This window comes from Paenibacillus thalictri (assembly GCF_004307995.1).
GTDB classification, from domain to species: domain Bacteria; phylum Bacillota; class Bacilli; order Paenibacillales; family NBRC-103111; genus Paenibacillus_AF; species Paenibacillus_AF thalictri.
This window is the reverse complement of sequence record NZ_SIRE01000011.1, coordinates 110,378-134,778: the sequence shown is the minus strand read 5'-3', so window position 1 is coordinate 134,778 and position 24,401 is coordinate 110,378. Positions and strand designations below refer to the sequence as shown.

Annotated in this window: 29 protein-coding genes; all 29 read right to left on the bottom strand. The window is 48.1% G+C overall.

Annotated elements, in window-relative coordinates:
• Positions 1-18: 18 nt before the first annotated feature.
• The 29 genes from EYB31_RS16620 to EYB31_RS16480 all read right to left on the bottom strand — a co-directional run bounded on the left by EYB31_RS16620 (position 19) and on the right by EYB31_RS16480 (position 24,361).
• On the bottom strand, positions 19-786 hold the full coding sequence (locus EYB31_RS16620) for an isoprenyl transferase (protein ID WP_131014494.1): 768 nt from the start codon (positions 784-786) through the stop codon (positions 19-21).
• Between the two features lie 78 nt (positions 787-864).
• Positions 865-1,419 (bottom strand): ribosome recycling factor, encoded by a 555-nt coding sequence (gene frr / locus EYB31_RS16615; protein WP_131014493.1) that lies wholly within the window; start codon positions 1,417-1,419, stop codon positions 865-867.
• An 18-nt stretch (positions 1,420-1,437) separates the two neighbouring features.
• Positions 1,438-2,157 carry a UMP kinase gene (pyrH, locus tag EYB31_RS16610; RefSeq protein WP_131014492.1) on the bottom strand — a complete coding sequence of 240 codons (720 nt, stop codon included), beginning with the start codon at positions 2,155-2,157 and terminating at the stop codon, positions 1,438-1,440.
• A gap of 105 nt (positions 2,158-2,262) precedes the next feature.
• A complete protein-coding gene (tsf, locus tag EYB31_RS16605) occupies positions 2,263-2,913 on the bottom strand; it encodes a translation elongation factor Ts (RefSeq protein WP_131014491.1) in 651 nt (216 codons plus the stop codon).
• Positions 2,914-3,040: 127 nt separating this feature from the next.
• Positions 3,041-3,739 (bottom strand): 30S ribosomal protein S2, encoded by a 699-nt coding sequence (gene rpsB / locus EYB31_RS16600; RefSeq protein ID WP_131014490.1) that lies wholly within the window; start codon positions 3,737-3,739, stop codon positions 3,041-3,043.
• A 231-nt stretch (positions 3,740-3,970) separates the two neighbouring features.
• Complete coding sequence (locus EYB31_RS16595) at positions 3,971-4,486, bottom strand: hypothetical protein (RefSeq protein WP_131014489.1); 516 nt, start codon at positions 4,484-4,486, stop codon at positions 3,971-3,973.
• Entirely contained in the window at positions 4,479-5,075 is a 597-nt protein-coding gene (locus tag EYB31_RS16590; protein ID WP_131014488.1) for a DUF6115 domain-containing protein, read from the bottom strand. The genes EYB31_RS16595 and EYB31_RS16590 overlap by 8 nt, the downstream gene beginning before the upstream one ends.
• Positions 5,076-5,100: 25 nt before the next feature.
• Positions 5,101-5,424, bottom strand: coding sequence for a hypothetical protein (locus EYB31_RS16585; protein ID WP_131014487.1), 324 nt, complete (start codon positions 5,422-5,424; stop codon positions 5,101-5,103).
• Between the two features lie 40 nt (positions 5,425-5,464).
• A complete protein-coding gene (locus tag EYB31_RS16580; RefSeq protein ID WP_131014486.1) occupies positions 5,465-6,874 on the bottom strand; it encodes a DUF342 domain-containing protein in 1,410 nt (469 codons plus the stop codon).
• 24 nt (positions 6,875-6,898) lie between these two features.
• Positions 6,899-7,684 (bottom strand): FliA/WhiG family RNA polymerase sigma factor, encoded by a 786-nt coding sequence (locus tag EYB31_RS16575; protein ID WP_131014485.1) that lies wholly within the window; start codon positions 7,682-7,684, stop codon positions 6,899-6,901.
• 17 nt (positions 7,685-7,701) lie between these two features.
• Positions 7,702-8,127, bottom strand: a complete 426-nt coding sequence (locus EYB31_RS16570; protein WP_131014484.1) for a hypothetical protein — start codon at positions 8,125-8,127, stop codon at positions 7,702-7,704.
• 3 nt (positions 8,128-8,130) lie between these two features.
• Positions 8,131-8,625, bottom strand: coding sequence for a chemotaxis protein CheD (locus EYB31_RS16565; protein ID WP_131014483.1), 495 nt, complete (start codon positions 8,623-8,625; stop codon positions 8,131-8,133).
• Entirely contained in the window at positions 8,622-9,209 is a 588-nt protein-coding gene (locus EYB31_RS16560; protein WP_420819449.1) for a chemotaxis protein CheC, read from the bottom strand. Before EYB31_RS16560 ends, EYB31_RS16565 begins: the two co-directional genes overlap by 4 nt.
• 37 nt (positions 9,210-9,246) lie before the next feature.
• Entirely contained in the window at positions 9,247-9,708 is a 462-nt protein-coding gene (locus EYB31_RS16555; protein ID WP_131014481.1) for a chemotaxis protein CheW, read from the bottom strand.
• Positions 9,709-9,759: 51 nt separating this feature from the next.
• Positions 9,760-11,805 carry a chemotaxis protein CheA gene (locus EYB31_RS16550; protein ID WP_131014480.1) on the bottom strand — a complete coding sequence of 682 codons (2,046 nt, stop codon included), beginning with the start codon at positions 11,803-11,805 and terminating at the stop codon, positions 9,760-9,762.
• A gap of 63 nt (positions 11,806-11,868) precedes the next feature.
• Positions 11,869-12,948, bottom strand: coding sequence for a protein-glutamate methylesterase/protein-glutamine glutaminase (locus tag EYB31_RS16545; protein ID WP_131014479.1), 1,080 nt, complete (start codon positions 12,946-12,948; stop codon positions 11,869-11,871).
• A 49-nt stretch (positions 12,949-12,997) separates the two neighbouring features.
• On the bottom strand, positions 12,998-13,870 hold the full coding sequence (locus tag EYB31_RS16540) for a MinD/ParA family protein (RefSeq protein WP_131014478.1): 873 nt from the start codon (positions 13,868-13,870) through the stop codon (positions 12,998-13,000).
• Positions 13,863-15,206, bottom strand: a complete 1,344-nt coding sequence (gene flhF / locus EYB31_RS16535) for a flagellar biosynthesis GTPase FlhF (RefSeq protein ID WP_131014477.1) — start codon at positions 15,204-15,206, stop codon at positions 13,863-13,865. Before flhF ends, EYB31_RS16540 begins: the two co-directional genes overlap by 8 nt.
• Entirely contained in the window at positions 15,203-17,236 is a 2,034-nt protein-coding gene (gene flhA / locus EYB31_RS16530) for a flagellar biosynthesis protein FlhA (RefSeq protein WP_131014476.1), read from the bottom strand. Before flhA ends, flhF begins: the two co-directional genes overlap by 4 nt.
• 24 nt (positions 17,237-17,260) lie before the next feature.
• Positions 17,261-18,352 carry a flagellar biosynthesis protein FlhB gene (gene flhB, locus EYB31_RS16525; protein ID WP_131014475.1) on the bottom strand — a complete coding sequence of 364 codons (1,092 nt, stop codon included), beginning with the start codon at positions 18,350-18,352 and terminating at the stop codon, positions 17,261-17,263.
• A gap of 17 nt (positions 18,353-18,369) precedes the next feature.
• Positions 18,370-19,149 carry a flagellar biosynthetic protein FliR gene (gene fliR, locus EYB31_RS16520; protein ID WP_131014474.1) on the bottom strand — a complete coding sequence of 260 codons (780 nt, stop codon included), beginning with the start codon at positions 19,147-19,149 and terminating at the stop codon, positions 18,370-18,372.
• A 14-nt stretch (positions 19,150-19,163) separates the two neighbouring features.
• A complete protein-coding gene (fliQ, locus tag EYB31_RS16515) occupies positions 19,164-19,433 on the bottom strand; it encodes a flagellar biosynthesis protein FliQ (protein WP_131014473.1) in 270 nt (89 codons plus the stop codon).
• Positions 19,434-19,456: 23 nt separating this feature from the next.
• Positions 19,457-20,212 (bottom strand): flagellar type III secretion system pore protein FliP, encoded by a 756-nt coding sequence (gene fliP, locus EYB31_RS16510; RefSeq protein ID WP_420819448.1) that lies wholly within the window; start codon positions 20,210-20,212, stop codon positions 19,457-19,459.
• A 5-nt stretch (positions 20,213-20,217) separates the two neighbouring features.
• A complete protein-coding gene (locus EYB31_RS16505; RefSeq protein WP_165452449.1) occupies positions 20,218-20,856 on the bottom strand; it encodes a flagellar biosynthetic protein FliO in 639 nt (212 codons plus the stop codon).
• A 51-nt stretch (positions 20,857-20,907) separates the two neighbouring features.
• Complete coding sequence (locus tag EYB31_RS16500; protein WP_131014470.1) at positions 20,908-21,270, bottom strand: response regulator; 363 nt, start codon at positions 21,268-21,270, stop codon at positions 20,908-20,910.
• A 36-nt stretch (positions 21,271-21,306) separates the two neighbouring features.
• Complete coding sequence (gene fliY, locus EYB31_RS16495; RefSeq protein ID WP_131014469.1) at positions 21,307-22,635, bottom strand: flagellar motor switch phosphatase FliY; 1,329 nt, start codon at positions 22,633-22,635, stop codon at positions 21,307-21,309.
• Entirely contained in the window at positions 22,625-23,623 is a 999-nt protein-coding gene (gene fliM, locus EYB31_RS16490; RefSeq protein WP_131014468.1) for a flagellar motor switch protein FliM, read from the bottom strand. Before fliM ends, fliY begins: the two co-directional genes overlap by 11 nt.
• A 39-nt stretch (positions 23,624-23,662) precedes the next feature.
• A complete protein-coding gene (locus EYB31_RS16485; protein ID WP_131014467.1) occupies positions 23,663-24,139 on the bottom strand; it encodes a flagellar basal body-associated FliL family protein in 477 nt (158 codons plus the stop codon).
• Entirely contained in the window at positions 24,140-24,361 is a 222-nt protein-coding gene (locus EYB31_RS16480) for a flagellar FlbD family protein (protein WP_131014466.1), read from the bottom strand.
• Positions 24,362-24,401 lie beyond the last annotated feature (40 nt).

The window sequence follows — 24,401 nt, the reverse complement described above, 5'->3', positions numbered from 1 at the left end:
TTTATGTGCAAGGAAACGCTACAGTCCGCCATACCGTCTCGCTCGGCTTTGATATTCCTTCACCGCGTCAAAAAAATGCTGTTCGGTGAATTCCGGCCAATACGACTCGGTAAAACAAAGCTCCGAATAAGCCAGCTGCCACAGCATAAAGTTGCTGATCCGCTGCTCTCCGCTTGTACGGATCATCAGATCCGGGTCCGGCAGCTCCGATGTAAGCAAATATTGAGAAAAGGACTGCTCGCTAATCTCCTCGATACTGATCTTTCCTTGCTCAATGTCGCCGAGCATCGCTTTCATGCCGGCAATCATTTCTTTGCGGCTGCCGTAATTTAGCGCAAAATTGAGTATGAGTCCCGTATTGCCTTTCGTTCGTGCAATCGCATCCTTAATTACTTTTAACGTGGCATCCGGGAGGCCTTCCTCCCAGCCGGTCATGCGGATTTGCACATTATTCCGGATCAGCTCATCGATTTCCTTAGGAAAAAACTCAAGCGGCAGCTTCATCAAGAAGTCAACTTCATCGCGCGGCCGTTTCCAGTTTTCCGTTGAAAATGCATACAGCGTTAGTATCTTAACGCCAATCTCATTGGCAGCCATCGTTATTTTTTTCACATTTTTCATCCCGGCGTGATGACCGGCGACACGCGGCAAGCCGCGTTTTTGAGCCCACCGGCCGTTGCCGTCCATGATGACTGCGACGTGATTGGGAATATTGTCCGCATCCAGTTCAGGCACGGTGCTGTCTAACGGTTCCTTGTTCCCAAACCATCTCTTCCATGGATTCATTATGCTTGCCTCCAATAAGGAAAGACTAGGACAATGATAAGTTCAAAAGCCCCCTAGAGTAGAGCGGGGGCTTTTATCTTATACTTCCATAATCTCTTTTTCTTTAGCCGCCAAAATTTTATCCACCTCTGCGGTAAACTTATCCGTAAACTTCTGCACGTCTTCTTGGTGACGACGCGATTCGTCTTCGGAAATTCCGCTTTTTTCGAGTTTTTTAATCTCGTCGTTAGCGTCCCGTCGAATGTTGCGGATCGCAACTTTCGCTTCTTCGCCAAACTTCTTAGTCATTTTCACCAGTTCTGCGCGGCGCTCCTCTGTCAGAGCCGGAATCATAATCCGGATGGATGAACCGTCGTTGGACGGGGTCAATCCAAGATCCGATTTCATGATCGCTTTTTCAATCGCGGAAACCGAACTTTTGTCCCACGGCTGGATCATCAACGTCCGGGAATCCGGCGTATTGATGTTGGCAAGCTGATTTACCGGCGTTAACGCGCCGTAATATTCAACTTGAATCCGGTCCAGCAGTGACGGCGTGGCACGCCCTGCTCTCAGGCTGGCGAGGTCTTTACGAAGCGCTCCAAGCGCTTTATCCATACGTTCTTCCGCATTTTTTTTAATCGATTGCGGCATTGTAGCACACTCCCTTTTTTACGCTTTCACCAAGGTACCGATTTTTTCCCCTTGCACAACTCGCTTGATGTTTCCGTTCTCCGTAATGGAAAATACGATCAGCGGGATGTTGTTGTCCATGCACAGCGACGACGCCGTCGAATCCATGACGCCAAGGTTTTTATTAAGCACTTCCAGATACGTAAGCGTATCGAATTTTTCAGCGGTAGCGTCTTTAAACGGATCGGCCGTGTAGACGCCATCGACTTTATTTTTGGCCATCAAAATAACTTCCGCTTCAATTTCCGCAGCTCTAAGCGCCGCGGTCGTATCGGTCGAGAAAAACGGATTGCCGGTTCCCGCCGCAAATATTACGACCCGGCCTTTTTCCAGATGGCGGATAGCCCGTCTGCGAATGTACGGTTCGGCAACTTGCTGCATCGCGATGGAAGCCATCACCCGTGTAGGCACGTCAATCGCTTCAAGCGCATCCTGCAAGGCGAGCGCGTTCATGACCGTAGCAAGCATTCCCATATAGTCGGCAGTCGCTCTGTCCATGCCTTTTTTGCTGCCGGCGATGCCCCTCCATATATTCCCGCCGCCAACGACGATAGCCACTTCAACGTTCATGTCGTACACTTCTTTGACCTGGTTGGCAATGGAAGTGATCATCTCGGAATCGATGCCATAACCTTGCTGTCCGGCTAACGCCTCGCCGCTCAACTTCAATATGATCCGTTTGTAACTGGTACGTTGCACTTCATAACCCCCCATTTCCAAAAACGTCATCTTAAGGTTCCTGAAAAAAAAGGAACACTTAAGGTGTTCCTTCTTTTCGTGTTGCCGCTATTACGAGTTCATGTATTACAGATTCACTTGGGACATAACTTCTTCGGCAAAGTTTTCTTGCTTTTTCTCCAAACCTTCGCCCAGTTCAAACCGTACGAAACGGCGGATGGAGATGTTTTCGCCGATGGTTGCGATTTTTTCATTCAGCAACGTTTGGATTGTTTTGTCCGGATCTTTGATGAACGATTGCTCAAGCAAGCAATTTTCTTCGTAGTATTTGCCGATACGGCCATCTACCATTTTTTCAACGATATGAGCCGGTTTGCCTTCGTTCAGAGCTTGTGCTTTCAAAATTTCGCGTTCTTTCTCAAGCGCTTCGCCTGGAACTTCTTCGCGGCGTACGAACAGCGGATTAGCCGCTGCGATTTGCATCGCTACGTCTCTTACAAATTCTCTGAAGTTGTCGGTTTTGGCAACAAAGTCGGTTTCGCAGTTGACTTCAACCAGAACGCCGATACGGCCAGCGCCGTGAATATAAGATTCTACCAGACCTTCTGTTGCAATCCGGCCGGATTTTTTGGCTGCTGCCGCAAGACCTTTTTCACGCAAAATCTCGGATGCTTTTTCGATGTCGCCGTTTGATTCGTCAAGCGCTTTTTTGCAATCGAGCATGCCTGCTCCTGTTTTTTCGCGCAATTCTTTTACCGCTGCTGCTGAAACTGCCATATGTGGATGACCTCCCAAATGATTGTTTTCATTTCTAATTATCATATGTACTCTAAAAAAAGGGCGGTGACAGGTTTTTCACCTTCCGACCACCCTTTTTCCTATTTACTATTCAAGCCGGTTGCAATTAGGCGGTTGTTTCTTCGCCTTGGTGCGCTTCGATCACTGCGTCGGCGATTTTGGCCGTCAACAGCTTTACTGCACGGATCGCGTCGTCATTACCCGGAATAACGTAGTCGATTTCGTCCGGATCGCAGTTTGTATCAACGATACCAACGATCGGAATACCAAGTTTGCGAGCTTCCGCAACAGCGATGCGCTCTTTGCGAGGATCTATAACGAACAATGCGCTTGGCAGGCCTTTCATGCCTTTGATGCCGCCCAAGAATTTCTCCAAGCGATCTTTTTCTTTGCGCAGGATAATAACTTCTTTCTTAGGAAGCACTTCAAACGTGCCGTCCTCTTCCCATTTCTCAAGCTGACGCAAACGGTCAATACGCTTTTGAATGGTGGAGAAGTTAGTGAGCGTACCACCCAACCAACGTTGGTTGATAAAGTACATGCCGCAACGCTCAGCTTCTTCCTTAACGGAATCTTGAGCTTGCTTCTTAGTGCCTACGAACAAAATCGTGCCGTTTTCGCCAGCAACCGATTTTACGAAGTTGTAAGCTTCCTCGACCTTTTTAACTGTTTTTTGCAGGTCGATAATGTAAATGCCGTTTCTTTCAGTGAAGATGTATCTGTCCATCTTAGGATTCCAACGACGGGTCTGGTGACCGAAGTGTACCCCAGCTTCAAGCAGCTGTTTCATGGAGATAACTGCCATCCTCACACACCTCCTCAAAAATGGTTTTTTTGTTTTCCGCCGCTGATCTCATCTTCGCAATAAAACTTCCTATGTAAGAAAGCACCGTTATTGGAATTAACCAGCGTGTGTGGTTTTAACACCGTCAATAACTATACCATAACTCACTTTTGTATGCAACATTCACCTTTCTTATGAATATAACGTAAAAACAGCGGAACTTTTTCTGATTAGAGAAAGAGTCCCGCTGTTTTAATGGGTTGTCAAATTGACGATGACTTCATCCAAATTCGGCTGTCCTTCGAATACATGCAAGCCGGCGATAATCCTACTGCTCAATTGGTCTTTCTTCATCGCATCCTCGAAGGCCTTCCGGTCAGCCAATAGGCTGCTTTGGTACAGCATATCCGCCACTTGAGTGGAATTAGCCCCCGCCGGGACAAAAATATACGTCTTTTTAGCTGAAGGCGCTGCTGCTGCGCCAGCCTGCTTTTTGGCTTCCTCGACTTTTTGCTGCACAAGCGCATCGGCTTGAGCTTGCGTGTACAGCTTCTCCTCTTTCGGAAAAACTTGATAATACTGGCTGGCGAGCTCTTTCACTTGCTTCGCATCCGGCTTGTCCGCCGGTTTGGCCGATGCTTGCGGCGGCGTTGAGGTCTGAATAGGCGCCGGGGCGGAACCTCTAGCCTGATTCATCAGCTGAACTAACAAGGAGCCGATAATAAGGCCGATTCCAAGGCCGTAGAGGAGTGTTTTATTTTTAAACACGCAGGCTCTCCTCCTGTTTGGCCAATTGGACAATCAGATTGATTTCCCCTTTATTCATCCCCATCTTCTTAGCGATATAATCGGTTGATTTCCCCTGCTCGTACAAATCAAACAACTCGGCGTAACGTTTCTTGATATTCATTAAAGAAACGGGAGGCTCCTCTGCCTCTGGGGACGTTTGTACGGCAACCTCCGGTTCGGCCGGCGCAGGCGCCGGAACGCTATAATGCTGCGGTTTTTCGTGAGCGGAAGAGATGGTTGTCCCAAGCAGAGCGATCTGCTTGTCCCATTGGTCCTGCGCTCCCAACAGCTTGGCCACCTCTTGCGAAAGACTGTTGTTTTGCTTCTCCAGCCATTCAATCCTGCCGGACAATTTGTTCAGCTGCTGCTCGTACTCATGTTTTGTTTGCGTGAATAGCTGGATGACCGCCTGATTCTGCTCTTCGATTTCCGCCGCAAAATGCTCCATGGTCTCTTCGATCTCGTTAACGGTAGCTCCCTGCTGCAAGGGGGCTTTTTTCGGCAATATTTTGGCGTACACGATAAGCACTAAACCGAAAAGCACGATGTATACCCAGGGCTGATCCAATGTTGTTCACCTTTTTTCTATCGCTTTATAACGAAAAGTCAATATGATGTCCTTTGAACGGGTGCCGTCCTTCATTCGCTTTGCCCGCCGGCTCATCCTGCTTGGCTTTTTTGCCTTTGCGTTTGAGCGCAGGCCCGCTCCCTTGATGCGGCAGCTCTTCATGAATGTTCGAATGTGCGGTTTTGGCCAACTTGGAGCTGACTTCGCGATCTTTCTCCGTTTGCTTGGTGGCAGCCCCTTCTAACATGGCCTGATCGTGGACCGGCTTATGAGACAGTTGGTTTTGCATTGACCCGACAACGTCATTTTTTTGAATTGCAAACTGCATTTCAACTGACTTCAGGCTCATACGAATTCCTCCCGAATCATATTTAGGTAAGACACAAAAATCAAACCATAGGAGACGCTATAATATCGCCGTCCGATAATTTATAGACGATATGCCGGGCAGGGTCCTTGACAAACTTCGTATACCGGCCGATCACTACTTTCGCGCCCCCGTAGATCGTAGAGTTTATTTCTACCCTTGCCGCGTCGGTATCTTCAAGTGTCTTCTCTATTTCCAATATACGTTCGCGGCCCGCCGCTTGTTCTTCCAGGGCTTGTTTTTTCGTATGGTTGAGCTTAATGCGCATCGATACTTTATCGGGTCCGAGTTGTCCTACCGCGGCCAGCTGATCGAGCAATGAAAGCGCCTTCTCCGTCTTGTCCAAACTTTCGCCGATTGCTTTCAGCTGGAGTCTCAGCTGCTGCAGTTCGTTTCGCAGCTCCGGAAGGACGCCAACTTCGATTACGGTTACCGTTGACATGGAGTTGCCCACAGTCCGGGTGACCACACGTTCGCCCGCCTGCACCACCCCGCCGACGATGAGGCCTTTGGTCCCCTTGCAGATCACATTTTTACCGGCGCGGATTTGCGAATGCATAATGCTCTGGGAGACGATGATTTGCTCCCCGGCTTCCACGGTAGCGTCCTGGATGAAAGAGCTCTTCACATCTTTGCCGGCTTTCACGACCGCCTTATTCTGGCCCAAAATGCCTGCGCTGATTTCGATAGAGCCTCCTGCCTCCAGATCGGCGCCTTCGACCCCGCCTGAAACCCGGATATCCCCGCCTGATTTGATCTTGAAACCAGGCAATATGTTGCCGCGAATCACGACATTGCCGACAAAATCGATATTGCCGATTTTATAGTCCAAGTCTCCATTCACTTCATAGATCGGAAACACATTCATCTTATCGCGTTCGGTTTTGGTTACAACACCGTCAATCGCAGCGTACAAATGCATCTGCTCAGCGTCCATGACGACGTTTTTGCCGATTTTGAACCGCGCCTCTTTACCCGCCTTCGGAAATAAAACCTCCCCGGTAACCGCGCGGCCTTGGATGCCATCCGTCGGCTGAATCCGCTGTGCGATCAGCTGTCCTTTGCGTACGTTGTTAATGGTGGTCACTTCTTTATAGTCCACCTTGCCGTCATCAAGCTCCAACGGCGTTTTTTTATCGTTGTTCAAATCGTAGAAATACTTGATTTCGCCGTTTTTCCCATCAATCGGCCGATCCCCTTTGGCAACTTCAACTTCCATTAAATAATATGCTTTAGGCTCATGAGCAATCTGCGCCAGCTTGCCATAGTCGATTCCATAAATGATACGGTTTGATCTCAGCAGTTCTTCAAGCTCCTCCAAAGAGAATTGAATGTCCTCGTCGGGGTGATTGAATGTAATGTAAGAAGCTAATTTATCGTCCGAAGTCGAAACGGTGATATAATAGTGCAACGGAAGCACGCTGTCGCTCATCGAAACTCACTCCTTTCCCAAGGTTTACGTATCTTGAAATAGCTGTACCTTCATCCGGCCAAGGGAACCTCTCAATCGTAAAATCGCTTTGGAATGAAGCTGGGATATTCTGGATGGCGACAAATTCATCACTTCGGCAATTTCACTTAAGGAAAGCTCCTCGTAATAAAACAATGAGACAACAGTCCGCTCTTTTTCAGTCAAACGGTCAATGGCTTTGGCCAATGTCTCCTTCAGAAAAAATTCATTGACTTTATATTCGGGATTTTTGGCCGTCTCATCCACCAAGAGGGACAAACGGGTCTCCGATTCTTCTTCTTTAATTGGATCGTCTATCGAACAAATGGTCGTTACGGCAATATCCTGTACCATTTGGTGGAATTCATTTTCGCTAACTTGCAAGTAATCACTAATCTCTGCATCTGTAACAGAACGCAAATACTTCTGCTCGAGCTTCTGATAAGCTTCTTCGACTTTCTTGGCCTTCTCCCGAACGGAACGCGGCACCCAGTCCCCTTGCCGCAGCCCGTCAATCACGGCGCCGCGGATTCTCCAAGAGGCGTACGTTTCAAACTGAAGCCCCCGCTCGTAGTCAAACTTTTCAATGGCGTCGATTAAACCCATTATACCATAGCTGGATAAATCTTCTTTAGAAATATTTTTAGGTAAGCCAATGGCAAGCCTGCCCACCACATACTCGACGAGCGGCAAATAGTTCTCGATCAGCGCTTGTTTCGCTGCGATATAACCTTCTTCTTTCCATTGTTTCCATACATCGATATTGGCCAGATGCGATTTGTTCGGAATCACGAATGCGTTCACCATCCTTACTCTTCAGACATTTGACGCAAGGCTTTAGCCAAATCATCCGGTTCCAGATCTGTTTTTGATTTGAGCTTAGGCGGAGCAAGCGGAGCAAAGCTGTCGTCATTGCTTTTGGCTTGCGGCCCCAGCCCGTCTTTAAGCAATTGATTAATCGAGTCGCCTTCATCCGGAGTAACGACATCCAGAGCCGTTCCTTTTATAGCTTCTTCCGCTTGGCTAAGCTCCGTTTCTTCGGCCAGCACTTTGTTTAATCCGATGACGGTACCCAAGAACCAGCGAACCAGAAAAACAAGGGCAAAAACAAGCACAAAGCTGTAGACGCTGTTTAAAAGCGTCGTCGTCCAAATATTGCTTGAAAATGAAAACAAGCCCGTGCATATGAAAGTAATAAGTCCCAACACCAGATTCCAACGAATGGATCCTATCATAAGCTACAATTCCTTTACCCCTTGTTGTACGCTGCGTATGACTAATATGCCGGTTTCGCAATCAAACTCAATTGTTCTTCCGTAATTTGCGCCCGTATCTTCGGCTTTCAGCGGAATTGAAAAAGATTTCAGCATTTCTTTCGTCGATTCCACGTTTCTCGGCCCGATCCGCATCGTATCCGAATTTACCGAGAATGCAAACATTTGTGCCCCACCGGCCATTTTAGCTTCCATTCGGGATTTCATCGCGCCAAGCGCGACCATTTTGCGAATGAGTTCAGGAACGGCGGTATCGGCGTATTTAGCGATATTTAATGTACCTTCCCGGGCGATGTCCGATGTCGGCAGCATGACATGAGCCATCCCCGCAACCTTAGCCTTTGCATCATAGAGCGTTAATCCGACGCAAGATCCAAGCCCTGTAGTTTTCAACACGCCGGTTACATGTGCGACATTTAAGTCGGCCATTCCGACTTTGATAAAATTTTGTTGGATCATGGAGATTGTACTCCTAAGGCTACAAAAATTTTTTCGAAAGACTCCGGATCGGGAATCAGAAAGAAATGCCCTTCCACCTCATCGTTGCCTTCCAAAAATTTGGTATCGATCAGCAGCGCCGCGTCTCCCATCTGGCCGTATTGCAGCAGGCCATAACTTAAAATGGCCCCGGCCATATCGATAGCTAATGAAGGAACGGTGGGTGACATGTTTAAATTCGTAAAGTCCGCTAGGGAAGACAAATACGAGCCCGCCAAAATATTCCCGATTTCGTTTAAAGCGGACAGTTCCATTTCCGAGTAGCTGTCTTCGTCCACCACTTCGAGTCCGACTAGCTTTTTCAAAAGCTTCTTGGCGGAATCAAGGGTCATGATAAAAAACAGATTGCCCGGTGTCTCGCCGACGACTCGAAGAAAAATGGCGATAACCACCTCCTCGGAGCCGCCGACACTGTCGGCGATTTCCTCGAAAGCGACCATTCTCACCTTCGGCACAAGCATATCCACCGGCTTATCCAAAAGTTTGGACAATGCCGTTGCCGCATGACCCGCGCCGATATTTCCCACTTCCTTCAGTACATCCATTTGAAAATCGGCAAATTGCTTAAAGGACTCCACGGATCTACTCCTCTATTTGTTCTAGTTGAATGATTTCGCTTTTATTGAGCACCTCGGACAAGTTCAGCAGGATCAACAGGCGATCGTCGCCAATTTTCGCGATCCCCCGCAAATACTTGGCTTTGATGCCCCCGACGATTTCCGGCGGATCCTCGATAGCGTCCGTATCGACATCAATCACGTCATTAGCGGAATCGACGATTAAACCAACCTCGATATCGCCGACGGCAACGATAATAATTCTTGTATTGTCCGTGTATTCCGCTTCCGCAAAGCCGAAGCGGCCTCTTAAATCGAGAACGGGTACAACGACGCCCCGCAGATTGATCACGCCTTTAATAAAAGCGGGCGTTTTGGGCACACGCGTCATCGGCTGCATTCTTTCAATGGTGCGTACTTTTTCTACCTCGACACCGTATTCCTCATGAGCTAAAGCGAACACAATTACTTTAACCTCTTCTCCCATGGTCACTGCCTCCTCAAAGTTTTGGCCGAATATGTATAATGCTGCGGTTCATTATTTAATTAAGGCATTGGTGTCGATAATCAGCGCGACTTGGCCGTCGCCCAGTATCGTTGCCCCGGAGACTGCGAACAAATTGGTTAAGTATTTGCCAAGCGTCTTTAAGACGATTTCCTGCTGGCCGATAAATTCATCCACCACCATCGCAGCCAGCTTCTCGCCTTTACGGATGACAACGATCTGCACATCGCCGCTTGTTTCTTCCCCCGCATCCGGCACTTCAAACAATTCCGCTGTAGAAATAAGCGGTATGACACTGTTGCGGAAATCGACCATTTTGTTGCCATGCACGTTGCGGATCTGGGATTTCTGAACCGCTGCGGTTTCCACAATCGATGAAAGCGGAATGGCGTATTTCTCCGATTTCAGACGAATCAGCATCGCCGAAATAATCGAAAGCGTAAGCGGCAGCTGGACCGAAAACTTCGTGCCCCGTCCCAGCTTGGAGTCGATATGCACCTGGCCGCCAAGGCTCGTAATCTTGGTCTTCACGACGTCTAACCCGACGCCTCTTCCGGAAATATCCGATATTTTATCGGCCGTACTAAAACCCGATGCAAAAATCAGCTTGTGGATTTCTTCTTCCGTTAACTTCGCCGCTTGCTCCTGAGTAACGACTCCGTTTTTCAACGCGGTTTTTAACACTCTATCCTTGTTGATACCGGCGCCGTCTTCTTCGATTTCGATGAAAACATGATTGCCGCTGTGGTAAGCGCGCAGCCACACGGTTCCGGTTTCACTTTTTCCGGCCGCCGCTCTCACTGCCGGCATCTCAATGCCATGATCGACCGCGTTGCGCAGCAAATGCACAAGCGGATCGCCGATTTCATCAACAACCGTGCGGTCAAGCTCGGTATCCGCGCCGGTAATGACGAGGTCGATCTTTTTCTCCAGCGATTTCGCAACGTCGCGCACCATCCGCGGGAAGCGGTTGAATACGGTATCGACGGGCACCATCCGCAGCTTCATGACAATGTTTTGCAAGTCGCTGCTCACGCGGGTCATATGTTCCACCGTTTCGATCAAATCGTTGCGGCGGATTTCGCTGGCCAGCTGCTCCAGACGCACCCGGTCGATCAGCAATTCGCTGAACAGGTTCATCAGCACGTCAAGTCGCTCGATATCGACGCGGATGGTGCGGTTCGCTACGGGAGCTCCGCCCGCCGCTTCTTTTTTCGGCTGGTCCGGAGCTTTCGCCGGGGCTGCCGCAGCCGCCGCTTCAACAGGCGCGGCAGGCGCCGCAGCCACAGCTGCTTCGCTTCCCGCTTGCTGCAAGCTGGTCAGCGATTCGGCGGTAATCGGCGTCACCTTCACCGATTCAATCTCGGAAACATTGCCGACCTGCTGTTCGAGACTGGCCTGATCCAGCTGCGAAATATAATAGACGGCAAATGACTTCTCAAATTTTTCCTGCTCGATTTCTTCAACAGAAGGAGTCGATTTGATGACTTCGCCGTTGCGCTCGAGCAGATCAAACACCATATATGCCCTTGCGGCCTTCAGCACGCAATCGTCTCTTACTGCGACTACAATGTGAAATACTTGATGCCCCGCCTCAATAGACTGGCCAATAATGGATATTTGAAACTCATCCAATTCTGCGGCCTGATTTCCCGCTTTTTGCGCAGGAGCGGAGGCCTGAGAGCCCGACTTCAAATAATCGCCCGAAACGATCGATTTGAGCGCCGTTACAATCTCCGATACGTCCGCTTTACCGGTACCGCCTTGGATAATATCGTCAACCATCGATTCCAGCGCATCCGTACCTTTAAACAAGCAATCGAATATAAACGGGTTCATTTCCGTTTTATGGTTACGCACCATATCAAGCACATTTTCCATTTCGTGCGTCAAGGAGGCTATATCTTCAAACCCCATTGTCGCCGACATCCCTTTCAGCGTGTGAGCGGAACGAAAAATATTTTGCACGATGCTAATGTCCTGGGGACTGCTTTCCAGGTTGAGCAGATTATCGTTCAATGCCTGCAAATGGTCCCTCGACTCATCAATGAACATTGAAAGGTATTGATTCATTTCCAAAACCATACACCTCCATAGTAGTTGCTTAAGATGCGATTTAGAACGCGCGCGGGTCGTCCCCGGCTATGAGGATACAACAAGAGATAACTTCTGAGCAACGAGGTGCTGAGGCAAAATATCGGTCACGCACTGCAGCTCAACCGCAGCCCGCGGCATGCCGTATACGATGCAGCTTTCCTCCGATTCCGCTATGGTTGTCACCGCGCCGGATCGTTTGAGCGCGGCCATTCCTTTGGCGCCGTCGCTGCCCATGCCTGTCATCAGCACTATATGCCGCTGCAGCTCGGTGAGCGGAAGCAGCGATTCAAACAACATGTCGACCGAAGGACGATGCCCCGACCTCGGCTCGTCTTTTGTCAATCGAACGCGATAGGCTTTTGTTCCATCACGAACGACGACCATATGCATGCCGCCCGGAGCGATGTAAGCCGTACCGCTTTGCAGCGGCAATCCATCTTCCGCTTCGACAACGCGAATGGCGGACACCGAATCGAGCCTCTGAGCCAACGACTTCGTGAAATTCGGCGGCATATGCTGTACGACTACAATCGGTGCGGCAAAATTCGCGGGTATATGTGAAAGCACTTGATGCAGTGCGCGCGGTCCTCCTGTAGAAGTTCCGATTGCAACGAGATGATTGAATCGAATGCTTCTTTCCTGGGTCAGCGGAGACGCCTCAACCGAAGGTTTGATTATGCTGGGCGGCGGAGCCTGCACCACATTCGGCGACATTTTTTTCATATTCGTCTTAACGGCCAATCTCAACTTGTCGAGCAGCGCATCCCGAACTTTGTATATATCCAGGGAGATCGAACCGGATGGCTTGCGGACAAAATCGACGGCGCCAAGCTCAAGCGCCCTAATCGTTTCCGCAGCCCCTTCTTGGGTCAGGCTGCTTAACATAATAACCGGTGTCGGATTTTCCTTCATGATTTGCTGCAAAGCTTCCAGCCCGTTCATGATCGGCATTTCCACATCCATGGTCACTACATCGGGTCTTACCGTTTTAATTTTCTCCAACGCCTCTTTACCGTTTTTAGCCGTATCGATAACCCGGAATGCGGGATCCTCCGAGATCAAATCCGATATCATCTTTCTCATAAAGATGGAATCGTCTACGACAAGCACGTTATATGGCGACATAGGCTCAACTCCTCTATGCTGTCATCAACAGATGAATCTCTTGCCTTTATTACTTTTTCATCAACCGCATCATCTTATGGATAAACCCTTTGACGGCGTTTGCGCCCGTATCCGGTACCTGCTGCTTGGTAATGAACGTGTCGGCCAACTCCTGAATGCTTTTGGAAGCCGCACAATGTGGAAACGCGATTGTAAACGGCACCTGCTTTTTAACCGCTTTGGACACGCTGTTGTCGTCTTCAACGTAACCAAGCGTCGGAATGTCCAGCTGCAAAAATTGTTTAGCCACCAAGCTGATCTTGTCGGCGGTATGCTTGCCTTCTTTAAAATCCGTCACCCGGTTGACAACAAGCTTAAAATTCACCTTGTACTCCATCGAGTTGACCATTTTAATGATCGCATAGGCATCCGTAATCGAAGTCGGTTCAGGTGTTGTGACAACAATCGTTTCTTCGGCGGCCAGAATAAATTTGAGCGTTTCCTTCGACAGGCCGGCCCCCGTATCAAAAATAATGAAGTCCACGTGGCCGTTCAACTGGTTGACCTGCTCGGCGAAATAATCGACTTCCTCTTCCGAAAGTCGGATCAAATCGTTAAACCCCGATCCCCCGGCGATAAATTGCAAGCCGCCCGGCGCAGTCTGAACGATTTCCCAAATCGTCTTTTCTTTTTTGAGCAGGTGATACAAGTTGTACTTCGCCGTAATGCCCAGCAAAACGTCAATATTCGCGAGACCGATATCCGCGTCGAACACCAGCGCCTTGTACCCTTTGGCTTGTAATGAGAGGGCAAAGTTTAATGTGAAATTCGACTTCCCCACGCCGCCTTTTCCGCTGGTGACCGTAATGATTCGGGTCCGTCTCTCCGGTATCTCGCTGCGCGACTGGACAAGATTACGCAAACCTTCCGCCTGATCACTCATGAATGCGCTCCTCCAATATCAGGTCGATGATATGCTGCTCATTCACTTCAATAATGTCGTCAGGCACTCCCTGTCCGTTAGTCACATAAGAAAGCTGCAAGCCAAACTCTTTGACCAGGTTAACAAGCGCTCCATATGTATCGGTTTCATCCATCTTTGTGAACAACACTTTGTCCAGCTTGAAGCGGGTGAAGTTATTGGTTATTGCTCTCATATCCTTATATTTGGTCGTTAGGCTAAGCACCAGGAACGTCTCGCTTTTACCTTTGGATTGCAGCAGCGCATTTAATTCGGAAACGTACATCTCATTTCGGAAATTGCGCCCTGCCGTATCCATGAAAATTATGTCCCGGTCCTCCAACTGCTTAAACGCTCTTGTCAGGTCTTGGGGAGAAAATACGACCTCTAGCGGCACATTGAGGATCGTTCCGTACGTTTTCAACTGCTCCACCGCAGCAATCCGGTACGTATCGGAAGTGATAAAACCGACCTTGCGATGATATTTCAGTACCTGCTCTGCGGCCAGCTTCGCAATCGTTGTCGTTTTCCCCACTCCGGTCGGCCCCACAAAATGGGCGATTTGCGTATCGGCTGCGATGTTTTTACTGCCGCCGGTACGAATCAGTTCGTTAAGCTGGCGGCGAACGGAGGCCATTGCAAACGATTCGGTAATTTCCGCGGCGCCTTGCTGCTCCGCTTCGATCTGGATCGAATGGATAATCTGATCTACGATTTGCGGGTCCACTTCCTGATGCAGCAGCTTCTCTTCCAGCATCTGCAGCACAGGGGGCAGATTCGCAGGCATTCGCTGCTGTGAGAGCTTAACCATCATTTCTTTCATCTGCTTAATTTCTTCCAGCAAAACATGCTCGTTATGAACAGGTGCGGCAAAAGAACGCTGTTCCTGCTGAACGGGCGGAGCTTTAGGAGGAGGCGACGGCTGCTCGGAAAAAAGAGACAGCTTGGCTTGCGTAGAATCTTTGCTTTCATCGATAATAGCCACCGGAGCCGGCGGCTTTTTCATCGCTGCAGCGTACGGGTTCACCCCGGCTGGAGTGCTGGGACTCGTAACGGCAGGGGCCATAGCGGCTACCTGCCTTTGAACGGCTGCAATATTTTTGCTGATTTGAGAGGCTGCTGAATTTGCGGCGGGTGCCGCAGCAGCCGAGTTGTCCGTTGCGGCGATCACCTCGATTTTTTTCTTGGAAAAAAAACCGAGAAACCCGCCGGAGCGAATTTCTTTCGTATTTAATATGACTGCGTCTTTGCCTAAATCCGTTCTGATTTGTTGGAGCGCATCCGGCATTGAATCAACCACGTATCGCTTTACCCTCATAAGTTGACAACCCCCATGCTTTGAATTTCAACGCTCGGTTCCAACTCGCTGTAGGATAGAACCGGAATATCCTGCATCGTCCGATCGAGCAGTTGACGCAGATACATCCGGATGGTTGGCGAAGTAAGCACAATCGGTTGTTGCCCGGACTGCAGCAAATTGTTGACTTGCTCACTGAGACGCTGGTAAATAATTTGCGACGAGGTCGGATCGAGCGCCAGGTATGTGCCTTGATCGCTTTGCTGAACCGATTCGGCCAGTTTCTTCTCGAGTGTCGGACCTACCGTGATGACACGGAGCGTATCGCCGGTTGCGACATACTGCTGAGTAATCTGCCTGGACAAAGCTTGTCTGACATATTCCGTCAAAATATCCGGGTCTTTTGTATAAGAACCGTAATCGGCCAACGTTTCCAGGATTGTGACCAAGTCCCTGACGGATATTTTTTCCTTGAGCAGCTTGGAGAGCACCTTCTGAATATCTCCGACGGACAACACGCTTGGGATAATGTCGTCCACCAGCGCCGGGTAACTTTCCTTGACATTTTCGATAAGAGCCCGTGTTTCCTGGCGTCCGATCAGCTCATAGGCGTGTTTCTTCACGACTTCAGTCAAATGAGTCGCCACAACCGAAGGCGGGTCCACGACGGTGTATCCGGAAAGCTCGGCGCGTTCTTTCGTATTCTCGTCTATCCAAATCGCAGGCAGCCCAAACGCCGGCTCCACTGTGTCGATACCATGAATGGAATCATCGTCATATCCCGGGCTCATAGCCAAATAATGATTCAGCAGCAGCTCGCCGCGCGCAACCATATTGCCTTTAATTTTGATTACATATTCATTAGGCTTCAGCTGGATATTGTCCCGGATCCGGATAACCGGCACCACAATGCCCAATTCCAAGGCACATTGGCGGCGGATCAAAATGATCCGGTCAAGCAAATCGCCGCCCTGCTGCGTATCCGCAAGCGGAATCAAGCCATACCCGAACTCGAACTCAATCGGGTCCACCTGCAGCAAGCTGATGACGCTCTCCGGACTGCGCACCTCTTCGATTTGCTGCTCTTCTTCCTTCTGCTCCTCTTCGACTTGCTTGCGCACTTGTTTTTCCTGCATTTTATATGCAGCAAATGCCAGCAGCACCGCAATGGGAATCGCGATATACCAGTGAATCGGTGTGAAAATGCCCAATATGGCAATCGTACCTGATACAATATAAAGCAGCTTCGGATAAGAAAAGATCTGGTTCGTCAAATCATAAGCTAGATTGCCGTCCGACGTCGCTCTGGTTACAATCAGGCCGGCCGCTGTAGAAATGAGCAGCGCCGGGATCTGGCTGACCAACCCGTCGCCGATCGTCAGGATGGAGTAGATTTCCCCTGCTTCCGAAATCGACATGCCTTTCATCGACATCCCGATAATCAAACCGCCCAAAATGTTGATGATCAGAATAATAATGCCGGCAATGGCATCACCTTTAACGAATTTGCTGGCACCGTCCATCGCCCCGTAAAAATCGGCTTCACGCGAAATTTTTTCCCTGCGTTCTTTAGCCTGCTGTTCGTTAATTAGACCTGCATTCAAATCCGCATCAATACTCATTTGTTTCCCCGGCATCGCATCAAGCGTAAACCGGGCTGCAACTTCGGCAACGCGCTCAGAACCTTTGGTAATGACAATAAACTGTACAAGCACCAAGATGAGAAACACAACGAAGCCCACTACGATATTGCCTTGGGCCACGAAGGAACCAAAGGTTTTGACCACACTGCCGGCGTCTGCATGCGCCAGAATGTTTCTGGTTGTCGAGACGTTAAGCGCAAGCCTGAATAAGGTGGTAATCAGCAATAATGAAGGAAAAATGGAAAATTCCAGCGCATCTTGGGTGTTCATACCGACCAAAATAATCAATAATGCAATCGATATATTGACGATGAGCAGGACATCCAGCAGCCATATGGGAAGCGGAAGCACCATCATCAGTACGATGCCGATGACCCCGATTAACACGATGAGATCCTTCGCTCTCATTGCAGATGCCCTCCTTTCCGTAATCTAATTAGCTTTACCTTTAATCTTGTAAACATAGGCCAAAATTTCTGCGACCGCCTGGAACAAGTCCGCGGGAATCGAATCTCCGATTTCCACTTGCGCATACAGCGCTCTGGCGAGCGGTTTATTTTCCATGATGACGATCCCGTTTTGCTTCGCTAAATCTTTAATCTTTAAAGCGATGTAATCCGTCCCTTTGGCGATGACCGCCGGGGCCTGCATCTGTTGGGCATCATACTTTAAAGCAACCGCAAAATGCGTCGGGTTCGTAATGACTACATCCGCTTTGGGAACTTCCTGCATCATCCGCTGCAGCGCCATTCTTCGTTGCTTCTCGCGGATTTTTCCTTTGATTAAGGGGTCCCCTTCTGTTTTCTTATATTCGTCCTTGATGTCCTGTTTGGACATCCGCAAGCTTTTCTCGTATTCGAATCGCTGATAAATATAATCGAATATCGAAATGACGATCAACACAAGTCCGATTTTGATGCCCAGCATCAGCGTAAGCGACGAGGTGAACGCAAATGTGCTCTCCAACGGCAGCCTAGCCAAATCCATGATGCTGTTCTTCTGATCCCACAAGGTCGTAAATACGACAACGCCAATGACCGACATTTTTAAAACCGACTTCAGGAAGTCGACCAACGTGCGGAACGAAAAAATCTTCTTGGCGCCTTCAATCGGGTTGAGCTTGCTGAATTGCGGTGCCAGCGGTTTCCCGGTAAGCAGAAAGCCAATCTGCAAATAATTGCCCAATATCGCAATGACAACGGTAATCAGGAAGATCGGTGCCAATATTTTGAGCGTATACAACATCAGCATATTAAAAAACAAGCTGGTGCTGCCTTCAGTTAAATCCCATAACAAGTAATCGTTGTATACCTGTTTGAACATTTGAACGACTTCCTGCTTCATATACCCGCCGAACAAATAAAAACCCAGGAATGAAAAAAATAAAATAAATGCGGCCGGCAGCTCCATGCTTTTGGCTACTTGACCTTTTTCCCGTGCTTCCTGACGTTTTTTGGGCGTCGCGGCTTCCGTCTTTTCTCCGGCAAACAACTGCAGATCGAGCTGCAATGCCAAGCGTGTCACCACGAACCCTCCTCGCTTTATTTGCCCATCAGGTCAATCAACTTTTGCATCGATTGAAACATCGAAGTGAACAAATCTTCGTAAATATAAATGAAGCCTGGAAACAACAAAATGAGCAGGATAAAACCTAACAGTATTTTGAGCGGCATCCCCAGCACAAAGATATTAAACTGAGGCGCAACTCTTGCCAGCAGGCCAAGCCCGACGTCGGTCAGAAAAAAAGCAACGACAAGCGGAGCCGCCATCTGCAAGCTGAGCGCAAATACCGTTGAAAACGTCTTAAGCATAAAGTCGGACAACTCACCGCTGTACATATGGGCGAACAGGTCATTGGACAACGGAATCCATGTGTAGCTCTCCATAATCCCTTTTAACAGAAGATGGTGACCGTTAAACACCAAAAACAGCAGCATCGCCAGCATGTACTTCAAGTTGCCGAGCACCGGGCTGGAAGCCCCTGTCATCGGATCGATCACGTTGGCGATCGCAAAACCCATCTGAATATCGACAAACGATCCGGCAATCTGCACGACTGTAAAAAACAAATAGCTGACAAAACCCAAGCAGATGCCGACAAGCAGCTCGCGTATAATAGAAAGCAAATACAGCGTATCGAAGGAAACCGGACTCGAAAAACCTACCGTAGTAAATGCAATCAGAGCGACAAAAAAAGTGAAGCCGATTTTAAAAGTTCCCGGTACATTTCGCGAAGAAAAGACCGGCGCTACTACAAAAAAAGCCGAAATTCGACAAAAAACCAACAGAAAGGCAGGAAGGTACAAGGATATGAATTCCATATCGATCTTTTCGCCTAACTTGTAAACTTGTACAAGTTATTCAGCAGATTATAGGTAAATTCGACTAACGTCGTTAAAATCCAAGGACCAAAGATGAGAACGGACAACAGGACAATGACGATCTTTGGCACAAAAGCCAAAGTCTGCTCCTGAATCTGCGTTGTTGCCTGAAAAATACTAATAATTAAACCAACCACCAAAGCAAGCACGAGCATCGGTGCGCTCGCTTTTAAAACCGTATAAACCGCTTCACCTGCAAGGCGGATGACAAACTCTGAGCTCACGAGTTTCTCCCCCTATTAAACCGTCATGTGTTGTAGCTGAGCAAAAGTGACTTGACCACGAGATACCATCCGTCAACCATAATAAAAAGCAGAATTTTGAAGGGCAGCGAAATCATGACGGGCGGCAGCATCATCATCCCCATCGCCATCAATGTGCTGGCAACTACCATATCGATGACCAAAAATGGAATAAAAATCATAAATCCCATCTGAAAGGCCGTCTTCAGTTCACTGATTGCGTATGCGGGAATTAACGCAGTAATCGGCGTATCTTCGACACCGCTTGGCGGGTCCGCTTTCGTATAATCCAAAAACAGCTTTAAATCTTTTTGACGTGTATGCTCGAACATAAACGTTTTAATCGGGATCGAGGCTTTCTCCAGCGCCTGCGTTTGCGACAGCTGCCCATTCAGATAAGGCTGCAGCGCATTTTGATTCACTTCGCCTAGTGTCGGCGCCATGATAAAAAAGGTGAGAAACAGCGCCAAGCCAAGCAGCACCTGATTGGGCGGCATTTGCTGAGTTCCCAGCGAAGTCCTGACAAATCCGAGTACGATGATAATTCTGGTGAAGCTTGTCATAAGAACCAGAATACCTGGCGCTATGGTCAACACCGTCAGCAGGATCAGAATCGTTACCGTGTTGGATGCGCCTTGAGGACTATTTGAATTGCCAATATCAATATTGATCCCGGGAATCGGGTCAGCGGCCAGAACCGGCTGAATCCAAAGACAAGAAACAATGAGAAGCAGCAGAAAAACGTTGATTGCAAACCTGATCTTCATTATTTATCATTCAACCGATCTGTTTTTTGTTCATCCATCAGAATGTGTTCAACCATTTCTTTGCGATTTTTGACATTCTGCATTTTATCTAGAAATACTTGCTGGAACGAAAGTCCTGTGTCCAAATCCTCATCCGGCGGCGTTTTGCGCATTTTTTTCAACAAATTGGCGAATGAATCAAATGTCTGCCCGGTTTTTGCAGATGATGAAAGCAGTTCTCTGATTTCTTCCACTTCGTCCAGCTGATCGATTTTATCGAGGAGCTGAATATTTTCTCCAACCCCTACGATATAAAGCGAGTTCCCCAATTGAATGACTTGAATCGATTTATTGGCGCCTAGCGGCACTCCGCCCAACGATCGAAAGGAACGTCCCAAACTAAAAAATTTATTTTTTTGGGATAAAAACTTAATTATTAACAAGAACAATCCGATAATAACAATAAGAAAAAAAATGACTTGTACGATCATCATAAACGTATCCGTACCGCTTACTCCGCTATAGAACTCCGGCACTCCCCCTTTAGGAGAAAGGCCTGTTTCGGAGCCTGCCTCGGCATAACACGATATGGCCCCCGTCAGATTGACCGTACTTGCCGCCGCAGCACTTGCTAATAGCTTGGTACCGAGTCTATTCAAAGCACACATCCCTCTCTAAAAGTATAGACTCCTCCCTGTAAAACCTTTTAATCAGCCCAATGTTTTCTTGATCGCTTCAATAACACGGTCTGCTTGGAACGGCTTAACGATAAAGTCTTTGGCGCCAGCTTGAATGGCATCGATAACCATGGCTTGCTGTCCCATCGCGGAGCACATAATGACTTTCGCATTAGGATCGACCTTCTTGATTTCTTTCAACGCATTGATGCCATCCATCTCCGGCATAGTAATGTCCATAGTAATCAAGTCCGGACGAAGTTCTTTGAACTTTTCGATCGCTTGAGCACCGTCATTAGCTTCACCGCATACTTCATAACCGTTTTTTGATAAGATGTCACGGATCATCATTCTCATAAATGCTGCATCGTCCACAATTAGAATTCGGTTAGCCATCTGTAAACAGTCCTCCTAAGAATGAGAAAATTATATTTATTGCAATTTTTGAATACGATCCCACTGACTGACAATATCGGTAACCCGTACCCCGAAGTTTTCATCGATAACGACAACTTCGCCTTTGGCAATCAGCTTGTTATTGACCAAAATATCAACAGGTTCGCCGGCCAGCTTATCGAGTTCGATGATGGAACCTTGGGACAATTCCAATATGTCTTTAATCACTTTATGGGTCCTGCCTAATTCTACCGTTACTTTAAGAGGAATGTCCAGTAATAGATTAAGATTTGTTTCCTCTGCTTGTGAAAACCCACCAGTACCGAACCCTGAAAATTGCGCGGGCTGTACATTGACGTTACGGTTCATAGCACCGTAAGACGCGGGCGGCGGCGGTGCATACATCGGCTGTTGCGGCGCCATGGGCTGCTGTGGCGGATACATCGGTTGCTGCGGCGGGTACGGCGGCTGTTGTTGATACATCGGCGGCTGTGGAGCCATCGGATACGGCTGCGCGTACATTTGCTGGTCTGGCGGCTGCTGATAACCGTAAGGGTTTGGCTGCGCATACGGATCGGGTACCGGCGCACTATACGAATTATTCGGGGCGGCCGGCATCGCAGCTGTTTCTTTCGGCGCTGGAGCCGGAGCCGGCGTTTCTGCAACATCGCTGCCGCCCAGCAAAATGGCGACCATGTCTTTAGCAAATTGAACCGGAAGCAGCTGCATTATAGTTGAATCTATTAAGTCTCCTATCGCTAATCTGAAGGACACTTTAATAAATACATCTTCGCGAGGTAGCGATTCGACGCCTTCGCCATCGGTTGGATTCAAAATATCGATTCCCGGAGGCGAGATGTTGACGAATCTGTTAAAAATGGTTGACATCGACGTTGCGGATGAACCCATCATTTGGTTCATGGCCTCTTGTACGGCACTAATATGGATTTCGCTTAATTCCGCGCCATCTTGAACGTGTCCGTCTCCGCCCATCATTAAATCGGCGATGACTTGTGCATCTCTGGTCTTAATAACAAGAAGGTTTATGCCATGAAAGCCGTCTACGTAGTTTACATGTACCGCTACATGAGGTTTGGGAAATTCGCTTTGCAATTCTTCCTGGGCGATCACGGACACTTTGGGTGTCGTAATATCGACCTTTTTGCCCAGCAGCGTCGATAAGGCAGTAGCCGCGCTGCCGAAAGTAATATTGCCGATTTCTCCTAATGCATCTTGCTCTAACGATGTCAAGTAATTATCCACGGTTAATCCGAAAAAGGAACTATCCCCGGAACTGTCATCTGATGTTTGTCTGAGCAAAGCGTCAATTTCCTCTTGTGACAAATAATCCTTATTATTCGTCATTCTCCTCTACTCCTTCACTGATGATCTCGGAAATCTGCACAGCCGTTTTCCCTCTATGAGTTCCCGGGGTTCCTTTAAACTTGAGTTTTTCGCCAATGCGTATATCCAGCAGCTCGTCGACAACGCGATTTAACGAAATGACATCGCCTGGACTTAAATTTAAAAATTCGTGCACTGAAATGACGGAACTGCCCAGCTCGGCTATTATAGGAAGCTTCGCTCTTTGCAATCTGGACTGCAGCGCTGTGATTTCTTCAGGCGCCCGCATTTTTTTCTGCGATACGAACCAGTGATGAACGGATAACCGCGGCATAATCGGTTCGATGACCACATGCGGGATACAAAGGTTAATCATGCCTGTTGTATCGCCAATCTTGGTGCTTAAGGAGATCAGCGCAATCGTCTCGTTAGGCGAAACAATCTGCATGAACTGCGGATTTGTTTCCAAAGCTTCCAGTCGCGGTGAAAGATCAACTACCGTTTTCCATGCTTCTTGAAGACTTTCGAACGCTCTGCTGAAAATGCGCTCCATCACAATCGTTTCTATTTCCGTAAGAGCGGTAATCTTCGAAGGTGAGGTGCCTGAACCGCCGAGCAACCGATCCAACATGGCAAATGCGACATTGGGATGAACTTCCAGAACCATTCTTCCCTCTAAAGGCTCCGCCTCAAAAATGTTCAAAATCGTCATCTTGGGGATGGAACGTATAAATTCGTCATAAGGCAGCTGTTCCACTTGAACGACGCTAATTTGCACGAAGGTACGCAGCTGAGCCGAAAAGTATGTCGTCAAATAACGAGCGAAGTTTTCATGAATTCGGGTTAAACTGCGAATATGATCTTTGGAGAAACGGACCGCGCGTTTAAAATCGTAAGCTCTGACCTTCTTCTGCGTATCTTCTTTTTTGAGCTCTTCCGCGTCCATTTCACCTGATGAAAGTGCAGCAAGCAAAGCGTCTATCTCGTTTTGTGATAATACATCCACCATAAGAGTCACCCCCTTTAAGCCGGTTCAAATTCATGAAAATTATTGAAGCACTTTATCGGTAATCCAGATTTGCGTCAATTTCCCCTTAGTAAGGAGCGGATTCATTTTATTCATTAAGGCAGCATTTAATTGATCTGCACCTTTGCTTCCTTGAATTTGCTCCGGGGTCATGTCGGCTAAGGTCTGAATAATAATCGCCTTCATTTTAAAATCAAGCTTCTCAAATTCATCTTTTGCTTTTGCATTTTCAAGCTCGAATGCAAAGCTTGCTTTAATAAACTTCTCGTTGCCGGCCAAATTCGTAAGCACATCTTTAATTATGTAAGTATTTTCTTTCACTTGATCGGCGGAAAGCTTTTTGCCGGTCTTGGCTTCTTTAGCTGACGTTTGCGCCAACTGACCTGGATCTTGACCCGAATTGTCCATATAATTCCATAATACGAAGGCAGCCGTCAAGATTAAGGTTATAGCGATCAGTATAGCAACCACCATAATAAAAACTTTACTTTTAAACAACTACAACCCCTCCGAATTCAAGCTCTTTATTGTCGCATTGACGGCTCCAATCGACTGTATGTAAGTTTGACTTAAGCTTATCACAACGTCCAGCGATTCGAGAACTAGAATTTTCTTGCCGTTTATCAGCGTAATCAAGGTGTCGGGGGTCTCTTCAATCGTCTCGATCAGCAATGCGTTAACGATAATTTTCTTGCCGTTTAATCGGCTTACAGATATCATTAGCCCCTCCGTCTTACTTAAAAGTAAGGGGGAGAAAAAA

Excerpts from the sequence above, each read along its gene's own strand:
- EYB31_RS16620 (WP_131014494.1), bottom strand. The coding sequence starts at position 786 with ATGAATCCATGGAAGAGATGGTTTGGGAACAAGGAACCGTTAGACAGC.
- frr (WP_131014493.1), bottom strand. The coding sequence starts at position 1,419 with ATGCCGCAATCGATTAAAAAAAATGCGGAAGAACGTATGGATAAAGCG.
- tsf (WP_131014491.1), bottom strand. The coding sequence starts at position 2,913 with ATGGCAGTTTCAGCAGCAGCGGTAAAAGAATTGCGCGAAAAAACAGGA.
- rpsB (WP_131014490.1), bottom strand. The coding sequence starts at position 3,739 with ATGGCAGTTATCTCCATGAAACAGCTGCTTGAAGCTGGGGTACACTTC.
- EYB31_RS16585 (WP_131014487.1), bottom strand. The coding sequence starts at position 5,424 with ATGAGCCTGAAGTCAGTTGAAATGCAGTTTGCAATTCAAAAAAATGAC.
- EYB31_RS16580 (WP_131014486.1), bottom strand. The coding sequence starts at position 6,874 with ATGAGCGACAGCGTGCTTCCGTTGCACTATTATATCACCGTTTCGACT.
- EYB31_RS16570 (WP_131014484.1), bottom strand. The coding sequence starts at position 8,127 with ATGATAGGATCCATTCGTTGGAATCTGGTGTTGGGACTTATTACTTTC.
- EYB31_RS16565 (WP_131014483.1), bottom strand. The coding sequence starts at position 8,625 with ATGATCCAACAAAATTTTATCAAAGTCGGAATGGCCGACTTAAATGTC.
- EYB31_RS16560 (WP_420819449.1), bottom strand. The coding sequence starts at position 9,209 with ATGGATGTACTGAAGGAAGTGGGAAATATCGGCGCGGGTCATGCGGCA.
- EYB31_RS16555 (WP_131014481.1), bottom strand. The coding sequence starts at position 9,708 with ATGGGAGAAGAGGTTAAAGTAATTGTGTTCGCTTTAGCTCATGAGGAA.
- EYB31_RS16545 (WP_131014479.1), bottom strand. The coding sequence starts at position 12,948 with ATGTCGCCATATAACGTGCTTGTCGTAGACGATTCCATCTTTATGAGA.
- EYB31_RS16540 (WP_131014478.1), bottom strand. The coding sequence starts at position 13,870 with ATGAGTGATCAGGCGGAAGGTTTGCGTAATCTTGTCCAGTCGCGCAGC.
- flhF (WP_131014477.1), bottom strand. The coding sequence starts at position 15,206 with ATGAGGGTAAAGCGATACGTGGTTGATTCAATGCCGGATGCGCTCCAA.
- flhA (WP_131014476.1), bottom strand. The coding sequence starts at position 17,236 with ATGAGAGCGAAGGATCTCATCGTGTTAATCGGGGTCATCGGCATCGTA.
- fliR (WP_131014474.1), bottom strand. The coding sequence starts at position 19,149 with ATGGAATTCATATCCTTGTACCTTCCTGCCTTTCTGTTGGTTTTTTGT.
- EYB31_RS16500 (WP_131014470.1), bottom strand. The coding sequence starts at position 21,270 with ATGGCTAACCGAATTCTAATTGTGGACGATGCAGCATTTATGAGAATG.
- fliY (WP_131014469.1), bottom strand. The coding sequence starts at position 22,635 with ATGACGAATAATAAGGATTATTTGTCACAAGAGGAAATTGACGCTTTG.
- fliM (WP_131014468.1), bottom strand. The coding sequence starts at position 23,623 with ATGGTGGATGTATTATCACAAAACGAGATAGACGCTTTGCTTGCTGCA.
- EYB31_RS16480 (WP_131014466.1), bottom strand. The coding sequence starts at position 24,361 with ATGATATCTGTAAGCCGATTAAACGGCAAGAAAATTATCGTTAACGCA.